The sequence below is a fragment of the Embleya sp. NPDC059213 genome (assembly GCF_042754445.1).
In the GTDB taxonomy this organism is placed as follows: Bacteria; Actinomycetota; Actinomycetes; order Streptomycetales; family Streptomycetaceae; genus Embleya.
This window is the reverse complement of sequence record NZ_JBHZAV010000008.1, coordinates 89692-99742: the sequence shown is the minus strand read 5'-3', so window position 1 is coordinate 99742 and position 10051 is coordinate 89692. Positions and strand designations below refer to the sequence as shown.

The 10051-nt window shown below is 74.9% G+C and carries 6 protein-coding genes; all 6 read left to right on the top strand.

The window, feature by feature from the left end:
* The first annotated feature begins 10 nt into the window (after positions 1–10).
* Genes ACFXMF_RS05520 through ACFXMF_RS05495 form a run of 6 tightly spaced genes read left to right on the top strand, consistent with a single transcriptional unit; the run spans position 11 to position 10010 of the window.
* On the top strand, positions 11–4903 hold the full coding sequence (locus ACFXMF_RS05520; RefSeq protein WP_380017692.1) for a beta-ketoacyl synthase N-terminal-like domain-containing protein: 4893 nt from the start codon (positions 11–13) through the stop codon (positions 4901–4903).
* The gene (locus tag ACFXMF_RS05515) at positions 4900–5211 is read left to right on the top strand and encodes an acyl carrier protein (RefSeq protein WP_379988668.1); all 312 of its coding nucleotides are present in this window, start codon (positions 4900–4902) and stop codon (positions 5209–5211) included. The genes ACFXMF_RS05520 and ACFXMF_RS05515 overlap by 4 nt, the downstream gene beginning before the upstream one ends.
* On the top strand, positions 5208–6083 hold the full coding sequence (locus ACFXMF_RS05510; RefSeq protein WP_379988669.1) for an alpha/beta fold hydrolase: 876 nt from the start codon (positions 5208–5210) through the stop codon (positions 6081–6083). The genes ACFXMF_RS05515 and ACFXMF_RS05510 overlap by 4 nt, the downstream gene beginning before the upstream one ends.
* On the top strand, positions 6080–7243 hold the full coding sequence (locus ACFXMF_RS05505; RefSeq protein ID WP_360310368.1) for a nucleotide disphospho-sugar-binding domain-containing protein: 1164 nt from the start codon (positions 6080–6082) through the stop codon (positions 7241–7243). Before ACFXMF_RS05510 ends, ACFXMF_RS05505 begins: the two co-directional genes overlap by 4 nt.
* A complete protein-coding gene (locus ACFXMF_RS05500) occupies positions 7237–9111 on the top strand; it encodes a methyltransferase domain-containing protein (protein WP_379988671.1) in 1875 nt (624 codons plus the stop codon). Before ACFXMF_RS05505 ends, ACFXMF_RS05500 begins: the two co-directional genes overlap by 7 nt.
* Positions 9108–10010 (top strand): hypothetical protein, encoded by a 903-nt coding sequence (locus tag ACFXMF_RS05495; RefSeq protein ID WP_379988672.1) that lies wholly within the window; start codon positions 9108–9110, stop codon positions 10008–10010. Before ACFXMF_RS05500 ends, ACFXMF_RS05495 begins: the two co-directional genes overlap by 4 nt.
* Positions 10011–10051: the final 41 nt, after the last annotated feature.

Below are 10051 nucleotides of genomic sequence, written 5' to 3'. Positions count from 1 at the left end.
GATCGTCGGGATGGGTGCGATCTTCCCGGGCGCGGCCGACCCGGGCGGCTTCTGGCGGTTGATCGAGTCCGGCGGCGACGCGATCACCGAGGTGCCGGCGAATCGCTGGGACCCGGCGCTCTACTACGCGCCGGGCACGGCCGGCGAGCCCGCCCGCAGCGACCGGTTCTACTGCCGGCGCGGCGGCTTCGTGGACGACCTGGCCACGTTCGACCCGGTGCGCTTCGGCATCATGCCCGCCGTGGTCGCCGGCGCCGAACCGGACCAACTGCTCGCGCTGCGGGCGGGCGCCGAGGCGATCGCCGACGCGGGCGGCGAGGCCCGGCTGCCGGACCGGTCCCGAGTCGGGGTGATCTTCGGTCGCGGCGGCTACATGGGCGTGGCCACCGCCCGGCTCGACCAACGGGTCCGCACCGCGCATCAACTCACCGCGCTGTTGGCCGAGTTGGCGCCCGAGCTGGGCCGGGCCAGGTTGACCGCGATCCGGGCGGCATTCCAGGACTCGCTCGGCCCCGAGCGGCCCGAAGCTTCGATCGGCCTGGTGCCGAGCTTCACCGCGTCCCGGATCGCCAATCGGCTCGACCTGGGCGGCCCGGCCTACACCCTGGACGCGGCCTGCGCGACCTCGCTGCTCGCGCTGGACCAGGCCGCCGCCGAGTTGCGTTCCGGACGCTGCGACGCGGTGCTCGCGGGCGCCGTGCACCACTGCCACATCGCGACGTTGTGGAGCGTGTTCACCCAGTTGCGCGCGCTCAGTGCGAGCGAGCGGATCCGGCCGTTCGACCGGGCGGCGGACGGCACGCTGATCTCCGAGGGCACCGGTGCGGTGTTGCTCAAGCGGTTCGCCGACGCCGAACGCGACGGCGACCGGGTGTACGCGGTGGTCCGTGGTGTCGGGGTCTCCAGTGACGGCCGGGCGGCGAGTCTGCTCAGCCCGCTGGTCGACGGACAGGTCAGGGCGCTGGAACAGGCTTGGCGGGTAGCCGAGTTGGATCCGACCGTACCCGGCCTGCTGGGTCTGCTGGAGGCGCACGGGACCGGCACGCCGGTCGGCGACGAGGCGGAACTGACCACGCTGGGCAAGGTCTTCGGGCCACGCTCGGGCAACAGGCCGGCCGATGTCGCGCTGGGCACGGTCAAGTCCAACATCGGCCACACCATGCAGGCCTCCGGAATGGCGGGCCTGATCAAGGCCACCCTCGCCCTGCATCACCGCACGCTCCCGCCGACCCTGCACGTGCGGAACCCGCATCCGGCCTTCACCGGCACCCGGATGCGTCCGCAGGACCACGCCGAGTCCTGGCCGGTCAACCCGGCGGGCAGCCGGCTCGCGGCGATCAACGCGTTCGGCTTCGGCGGCGTCAACGCCCACGCCGTACTCGAACAGCCGCCCACGGGAACGGCGGTCGCACTGCCGGCCGAACCGGCCCGCGCACTCGCGCCGGCGATCGAGTCGGCCCGGACGGTCATACCGCCTGCCGGATCGGCCCGGGCGGTCACGCGGTCCGCCGAGTCGGGGCGTGGGGTCGGGCCGACCGCCGAGTCGGGCCGGGGGGTCGAGTCCGACGTGTTGACGCTGGCGGCCGGGTCGGTGGCCGAGTTGGGTCGGATGCTTGCCGAGGTTGCGGCCGGCCGGGCGGCGCCGGTGCCGCCCGGCACCGGGCCGTGTCGGCTCGCGGTCGCGAATCCGACGCGGAAGCGGCTCGCGTTGGCCGCGCGTGCGGTCGAGCGCGGTGTGCCGTGGCGCGGCCGGGCCGAGATCTGGTTCACCCCGCGCCCGTTGCTGGGCCCGTACACGCCGAATCCCGGCCGGGTCGCGTTCCTGTTTCCCGGTCTGGAGCCGGAGATCTCACCGCGGCTGGACGACCTGGCCGACGCGTGCGGCCGGCCCCGACCCGAGCTGACCGGCGCCGAGGACCTGGTCGGCCGTGCGGTGGACGCGCTGACGGCGGGCCGCTTCCTGGCGGCCGAGTGGGAACGTGCCGGTCTGGTCCCCGATCTGCTGGCCGGGCACAGCATGGGCGAGTGGACCGCGATGGTGGTGGCCGGGATGTACCCGCGCGCTGCGGTGGACGGCTTCCTGTCCTCGCTGCGGCCGGATTCGCTGGCCGTTCCGGACCTGGTCTATGCGGCGGTGGGCTGCGGGGTGGCGGTCGCCCGACGTCATCTCGTCGGCGCCGACTCGGTGGTGGTCTCACACGACAACTGCCCGAACCAGAGCGTGTTGTGCGGTCCGGCCGAAGCGGTCTCCGAAGTGCTGGGCCGGTTGCGCCGGGAGTGCGTCGTGGGTGGCGAGCTGCCGTTCCGCTCCGGATTCCACACCCCGATGTGGGCGCCCTACCTCGGGCAGGTCGCCGACGCGTTCGAGCAACTCCCGCTGCGGGAACCTCGGATGCCGGTGTGGTCGGCGACCGGCATCGCGCCCTATCCGACAAAAGCGGCAGCCGTCCGCGAATTGACCGTGCGTCATCTTCTGGAGCCGGTCCGGTTCCGGGAGTTGATCGAGGAGCTGTACGCGCAGGGTGTGCGGGTGTTCGTCCAGCCGGGTGCGGGCAGCCTGGTCGGCTTCGTGCACGACACGCTGCGCGGCTGCGACGCGCTGGCCGTCGCCGCGCACTCGACGCTGCGGCCGGGCCTGGCGGGCTTCCGTCGCGCCACGGCGGCGCTGTGGGTGGAAGGCGCGGCAATCGACCCGGCCGGGCCGACGGACCCACGTACGTCCGCGATCGAGGTGACCGACCGGGCAGGCACGCATGCGCCCACGAACCACTCGACCGGCCCCGCGAGCACCGATGCGCGCCGGCACCACCGGGCCGGCCCCGCGAGCACGCCCTCGCCCACGACCGAGGTGCCCGGGCCGGCGCCCGCACGCGCGGCCGACCTCGCCGCTGCCCCCGCCCGCGTCCCCGCACCCGCCCCGGCGCCGTCCGGGGCGATGGTCCGGCTCGATCTCGGCTCGCCGGTGGTCGCGTTGGGCTCGGCCGCCGGGCCGCTGCGGCTGACCGATTCGGTGCGGTCGACCTCCTCGGCCGTCGCGCCCGCCTCCGGGCATCCGGTGCTCGCGGCCTTCCGCGCCGTGCTCACCGAGGCCGACCGCGCGGTCACCGACGTCGTCGGCCCGGGCCTCGCGGGAAACGAGGTCGCCGACCGCCTGCACCTGCCGCCGACACCGGCACCCGCATTCGCCGACGCCGAACAGGGCCGCGCGTACCGCAGCCCGGGCCTCGCAAGGGCCGAGGTCTCCGGCCTCCCCCACCCGCCGCCGGCACCCGCACCCGCCGACGCCCGACAGCACCGCCCCTACCGCTTCTCCCTGGCCGAGTTCCCCTACGTCCGCGACCACTGCGTCTACGAGCAGCCCGACTGGTGGCCGGAACCGGCGGACCGGTTCCCGGTGTTGCCGATGACCACGCTGATCCTGCTGGCCGGCGAGGCGGCGGTCGCGGCGGACGGGCCGGGTCGGGTGGTCGCGGGGTACCGGGACGTGCGCTCGTTGCGCTGGTTGCCGGTGGCGCCGCCGACCGACACCGAGTTGGTCCGTACGCCGCTGACCGCCGAGCGGGTCCGGATCGAGTTCGGCCACCACATGTCCGCCGAGGTACTGCTCGCGGACCACCGGGCCGCCCGCCCCGCGCCGCCCGCCGACCGTACGCCGCTGGCCGGCGAGGGCCCCGCACCGGTGTGCGCCCGGGATCTGTACCGCGATCGCTGGATGTTCCACGGCCCCGGCTTCGCCGGGATCGACCAGGTGCTGACCGTCGCCGACGACGGCATCCGCGGCCTCGTCCGAGCCCTGCCCGCACCGGGCGCACTGCTCGATGCGGCCGGGCAACTCCTGGGCCACTGGATGCAGTTGCGCCTGGACACCGATCGCCTCGTCTTCCCGATGTCGGTCGCGGCGATCGACGAGTACGGGCCGCCACCCGCGCCGGGCGCGCAACTGCTGGCCACCGCGCGGATCCGGGAGGTTCGGCCGACCACCGTGCGCGGTGACGTCGAACTGGTGGACCCGGCCACCGGCGCGGTGCGGATCGTGGTGCGCGACTGGGTCTACCGCCGGTTCGCCGCCGACGAGCGGGTGTGGCCGATGAAGTTCACCCCGCACACCACCGGCATCGCCGAGCCGCAGCCCGAGGGTTGGTGTCTGCTGCGTACCCGCTGGCCCGACCCGGCGGCGCAGGACCTGGTGACCCGCCGTTACCTGGACACCACCGAGCAGGCCGAGTTCGCCGCCGCGGCGCCTCGGGAACGGCGGGGTCGGCTGCTCCGGCGGGTCGTGGTCAAGGACGCCGTGCGGCAGTACCTGTGGGCACGCGGACACGGCCCGCTGTATCCCGTGCAGGTCCGGATCGACTCCGACGACACGGACCGCCCGCTCGCGCACGTGATCGTCGAGCCCGGCACCCACGCACCGGCCCCGCCGCACGTGTCCGTCGCGCACAGTCATCGATTGGCCGTCGCCGCCGCGAGCGCGGCACCGATCGGCATCGACATCGCCCTGCTCGACCCCGCCGCCGACGTCGCGGCCCTCGAACACGACTCACTGACCGCCGACGAACGCCGGGTGCTGGCCCGGCTCGTGGACCGCGAGCCGCAGGCGCGGCACGTGTGGCTGCTGCGTTTCCGGTGCGCCAAGGAGGCGGCCGGCCGGGCACACGGCACCGACCCGACCGGCCGACCGGCGCACCGGGTCGTGACCTCGGCCCACCCGACCGGCCCGCACGACGCCGAGGTGTCGGTGCGCACCGGCCCGCCCGACGGCGCCGAACACCCGGTCCACACCCGGGTCGTGGCGGATCCCGCCGGCGACCGGATCGACCGCTACGTGGTCGCGTGGACGAACGCCCGGCCCGACGAGCACCGCAACGGTTTCCCCACCACCTCACATGGGAGCACCCGATGAGCGCGGACCCGCATGCCGACCGGATCCTGGCCGAGGTCGCCGGGATGCTCGCCGAGATCGTCGGCGAGGAACTGCTGATCGCCGCCGAGATCACCCCGGACAGCGGCTTCGACGACGATCTGGCGCTGGAGAGCATCGAGTTCGTCGCCCTGGCCGGACGGCTCCAGGAGCGCTACGGCGACCGGGTCGACTTCATCGCCTTCCTCGCCGACCTGGAGATCGAGGAGATCATGGCGATGACCGTCGGCCGACTCGTGGACCACATCGCGGCCCGCACCCGCACCGAGGCGCTGGACGGTGCCCGATGAGCGAGGTGCACGCGAACGGTTTGCGCTTTCACGTCCAGCGGCTGGGCCCGCCCGCCGACCGGCCCACGCTGCGCACGCCGGTGGTCTTCCTGCACGGGCTGGTCCTGGACAACCTCTCCAGCTTCTATTACACGCTGGCCGCGCCGATCGCCCGGGCGGGCTCCGAGGTGGTGCTGTACGACCAGCGCGGACACGGGCGCACCGAGCGGCCCCGGACCGGCTACGACCCGGACACCGCGGTCGCCGACCTGGCCGCGCTGCTGAAGGCGTGCGACGTGCCGACCCCGGTACACCTGGTCGGCAACAGCTTCGGCGGCCTGATCGCGCTGCACGCCGCCCGGACCCGGCCCGACCTGGTGGCGAGCCTGGTGCTGATCGAGGGACAGTGCCTGGACCTCCGCACCGACGCCGAACCCACCGGCACCGAGCCCACCGAAGCCGAGCCCTACGCAGGCGGCTGGGTCGAGGAAATGGCCAACACGCTCAACCTGGCCGCGCTCGGCCTGGAAGCGCATCCCGGCCCCGAACGCCTGCCCACCGGCCCCGCGCGCAAGGCGGCCCGGCTCCGGGCCGGCGCCGACGCGCTCCTGAACGGCACCACCCTGATCGAGGACGTCACCCTGCTGCGCGCCCCGACCGAGCCCGAACTGGTCGACCTGGCCTGCCCGGTCCTGGCCATCTACGGCGAACTGTCCGAACTGGCGCCACCCGCCGGCCGGTTGTCCGAGTTGTTGGCGAACTGCACGCTCACCGTTCTGCCCGGCGTCGCGCACACCGTGCTGCGCGAGGCCACCGCGCCCGTGCTGGGCGCACTGCTCGACTGGCTGGTGCGGCACGAGCCGGCCGCGACGCGGTCCGGGGTCGGCCGATGAGATTCATGTTCGTGGTCCCGCCGTTCGCCGGACACGTCAACCCGACCGTCGCGGTCGCCGCGGCGCTCGTCGAGCGCGGGCACGAGGCGGTGTGGTGCGGGCCGCCCGAGGTCCTGGAGCTGCTCCCGCTGGGCGCCCGGTTGTTCGCCACCGGCGACGCCCCGGATCCCGCCGGCGGCTACTCCGCACTGCACGCGAACTGGCAACGACTGCGCGGGGTGGCCGCGTTGCGTTTCCTGGTCGAGGAGACCCTGGTGCCGCTCGCGCACGCGATGTTGCCCGGGGTCCGGGCGGCCGTGGCCGGCTACCGGCCGGACGTGATCGTGGCCGATCAGCAGACCTTCGCCGGCGCGTTCGCCGCGGTCCGGGCCGGCGTGCCGTGGGCCACCTCGGCGACCACCTCGGCCGAGTTCACCCGGCCACTGGTGGGCTTCCCGAAGGTGGCCGACTGGGTGCGGGCCCGGATCGCCGAGGCGGCGATCGCGGCCGGCGTACCCGCCGACTGTGATCCGCGTTTCTCCGCGCGGCTCGTGTTGATCTTCTCCACTCCGGAACTGGTCGGGCTGACCGAGCCGGTCCCGGCGCACCACTGCTACGTCGGCCCCGCGTTCGGTGCCAGGCCGGTGGCGGTGGACTTCCCGTGGGATCGGCTCGACCCGAACCGACGTCGGGTCCTGGTCTCGCTCGGCACCCTCAACCGCGAGGCGGGCGACCGGTTCTATCCCGCCGTGGTGGCCGCCACCCGACCGCTCGCCGACCGACTCCAACTCATCCTGGCCGCCCCCGAGCGGTTGGCCGGCGAGCCCGCCGAGCACGTCCTGGTCCGCGAGTTCGTGCCCCAACTCGCGCTGCTCCCGCACCTGGACGCGGTGGTCACGCACGGCGGCCACAACACCGTGTGCGAGGCGCTCGCGTTCGGCCTGCCGCTGGTGCTCGCGCCGATCCGCGACGACCAGCCGATCGTGGCGCGCCAGGTGGTGGCCGCAGGGGCCGGGGTCCGGGTGCGCTTCGGCCGCGCGCACGTGCCCGAACTGCGCGCGGCCGTGACCGACGCGCTGGATCGTCCGGAGCTGCGCGCGGGTGCCCGCCGGGTGCGCGCCTCGTTCGCCGCGGCCGGCGGCGCCGGCGCCGCCGCCGACCGTCTGGAGAAGTTGTGCTGAACCCCGTCGCCGGGCCGTTCCCGTGGCTCGCCCTGCTGATCGGCCTCGGCCTGCTGGGCGGCACTCGCACGCTGCGCCGCCGACTGCGCGCACTGCCCTCCCTGCCCACCGCGCCCACCGACAACCGCGCGCCGGACGCCTGGACCTGCGTGGCCGCGACCGGGGTCCGCCCGGACGAGTCCACCATCCGCGACGCCGTCGCCCACGCCGAACTGCATCGACTGCTGCTGCTCGACCTGGTCCCCGGCGACCTGCCCGCCGACGAACTGCTGACCCTGCTCGGCCGGTTGGACCCGGAGCGCAACCGTCGCGACCCGCTCGCCCGGGCCCGAGGCGCGGGCCACGCGCTGCTCGTACACACGGACGTGCTGCGCCGCGCCGACGTCCCGGCCGCCGACCTGGTCGACCTCGACGCCGCCGAGTTGATCGAACTCGGCGCCCGCCTCAAACCGTTCGCCGCCCTGAGCACCGGCCACGCGGTCGCGCCCGGCCTGGTCGCGGCACCTACCGATCCCGCGCTGCGCAAGCGCCGGCTGCGGGCGCTGGGCGTGCCGGTGTGGCCGACCATGATCGGCAACCTGGGCGAGGCCGCCGCCTACATCGGGGCGTGTACGGCCACCCCGTTCTGGGGCGCCTGGGCCCTGCTGGCCATGTGGGTCCAGCCGTACGCGGTGGTGGCCGGCCGCTCGCCGGTGCGTCCGCGCGACCTGGGCCGGGCCACCGCACTGCGGCCGATCCTGGCGGGATGGCGCTGGGTGCGCGCGGTGTCCGGGCCCCGCCCGGCCCGGGCCGCCACCCCGGCGCTGGACCCGGCGAAGCTGCGCCCCGCGTACGCGCGCAGCGTCGCGAACGGCCTGGACACCTTCTTCGAGGACCGCCGGGACACCTGCCCGTGGTGCGGCTCCACCCGGCTCGCGGTGCGCAGTCGGGTCGGCGACCACCTCCAGGGCAAACCGGGCCGGTTCACCCTGGAGCGCTGCCGGGACTGCGCTCACGTGTTCCAGAATCCCCGCCTGTCCCCGGCCGGACTGGACTACTACTACCGGGACTTCTACGACGGCCTCGGCGGCCCGGGCGCCGAGGCGCTGTTCGGCACCATGTCGCGCACCTACCGGGCCCGCGCCGACCTGGTGCGCCGGCACCTGCCGGCGGACCGGCCCCCGTGCGCCTGGTTGGACGTGGGCACCGGGCACGCGCACATGTGCGTGGTCGGCAAGACCGTGCTGCCGGACACCGTCTTCGACGGCCTCGACCTCGGCGACGGGGTCGGGCAGGCCGAGCGGCGCGGCTGGATCCGGACCGCGTATCGCGGCCAATTCCCGGAGCTGGCGGGCGAGTTGGCCGGCGGTTACGACGTGGTCGGCATGCACCACTACCTGGAGCACACTCGCGATCCCTTCGCCGAGCTGGATGCCGCCGCCAAGGTCCTGGTACCGGGCGGCCGGCTGCTGATCGAACTGCCCGACCCAAACTGCACGTACGGCCGACTGCTGCGCGGCCTGTGGTTGCCGCAGTTCCAGCCCCAGCACCAGCACCTGATGCCCTGGCGCAACCTCGAAGTCGCGCTCAACGCACGCGGGTTCACCGTGCTCGCGCGTGAGCACGGCCGGGCCCACCAGGGCAACGACTTCATCGGCGCGGTGTCCCAGGCCCTCACCGCGCTCGCGCCGAACCCGGCCATGCCGTGGATCGCCGGCGGGCCGACCCCGCTGCGCCGGATCCGCCGCGCCGTGCTGGTCGCCCTGTCCGTCCCGTGCTTCGTGGTGGCCGTACTGCTCGACGCGGTCGCCCTGCTGTTCGCGCACGTCGCCGGCGAGCACGGCGGCAGCAACGCCTACCGTCTCCTCGCCCGAAAGGACCCGGGATGACCCGCCCGTCGACCACGCCGACCACGGCGGCGGCACTGCCCACCACACGCGGTGCGGCGCCGGTGCTGCGCCTGGTGCCGTTCGCGTTCGCGCAGGCTTTCGGCCGACCGCCGGCCGGGGTCTGGTCCGCACCGTACGTGCTGCGCCTGTCGGGTTCGCGAGCCAGGTCGGGCACCGCGGTGGCACTGTCCTGGCGGGTGGTGGTGGCCGCCGCGCCGCGCACGGACGGTGTGCTGCGGGTGGGCTCGATCGACCGCCCGAACGAGGGGGTGGAGTTGGAACCGGCGGGCGAGGTCGGCCCGGTCCCGGACTGGGTCCGGCCGGTGCTCGCCGGCACCACCGGGGCGGGTGGGCTGGATCTGCTGGTGCACACCGACCTGCCGGACAGCACCGGTCTGTCCGCGTCGATCCCGCTGACCTGCACGGCCGCACTGATCGAGGCGGCCTTCCACGACCCGGTGAAGAGCACCGGTCGGCGGGCCCGGATCCGGCTCGCCGATCCGCCGTTGGGCGCGGTCGCGCTGTTCGGCCGGCCCGGCCACGTCGCCCTGATCGAGGAACGCGCGGGCGAGCCGACCCACGTGCCGTTCGATCCGGATCGGCTGGGCCTGCGGATCGTGCTGGCGGTGCCCCGCCGGCCCGCCGGCGACGCGGACCCGGTCGGCGGCCCGGCCGTCGACCGAAACGCCCACCCGTCCCCGCCGGCGCGCAACGCACTGGCCGCGGGCGCGATCGAGGCCCGGCCGCTGGGTGCGGGCGGGTCCACGATCGCGGTGGTGCCGGGCGCGGCGCTGGCCGCTGTACGCCGGGCGTTGGTGGACACCTACACCCGGGCCGGCGAACCGGCGCCGCGGGTACTCAGCGCCTGGGTCGGGTCCCCCTGCACCCGGGTGGCGTAGGGCGGGCCCGGCCGATCCTCAGCCGCGGTCGAACGCGCCGA

What these genes read in the sequence shown, in the direction of transcription:
- ACFXMF_RS05520 (WP_380017692.1), top strand. Translation starts at nt 11, where the DNA reads ATGGGTGCGATCTTCCCGGGCGCGGCCGACCCGGGCGGCTTCTGGCGG.
- ACFXMF_RS05515 (WP_379988668.1), top strand. Translation starts at nt 4,900, where the DNA reads ATGAGCGCGGACCCGCATGCCGACCGGATCCTGGCCGAGGTCGCCGGG.
- ACFXMF_RS05510 (WP_379988669.1), top strand. Translation starts at nt 5,208, where the DNA reads ATGAGCGAGGTGCACGCGAACGGTTTGCGCTTTCACGTCCAGCGGCTG.
- ACFXMF_RS05505 (WP_360310368.1), top strand. Translation starts at nt 6,080, where the DNA reads ATGAGATTCATGTTCGTGGTCCCGCCGTTCGCCGGACACGTCAACCCG.
- ACFXMF_RS05495 (WP_379988672.1), top strand. Translation starts at nt 9,108, where the DNA reads ATGACCCGCCCGTCGACCACGCCGACCACGGCGGCGGCACTGCCCACC.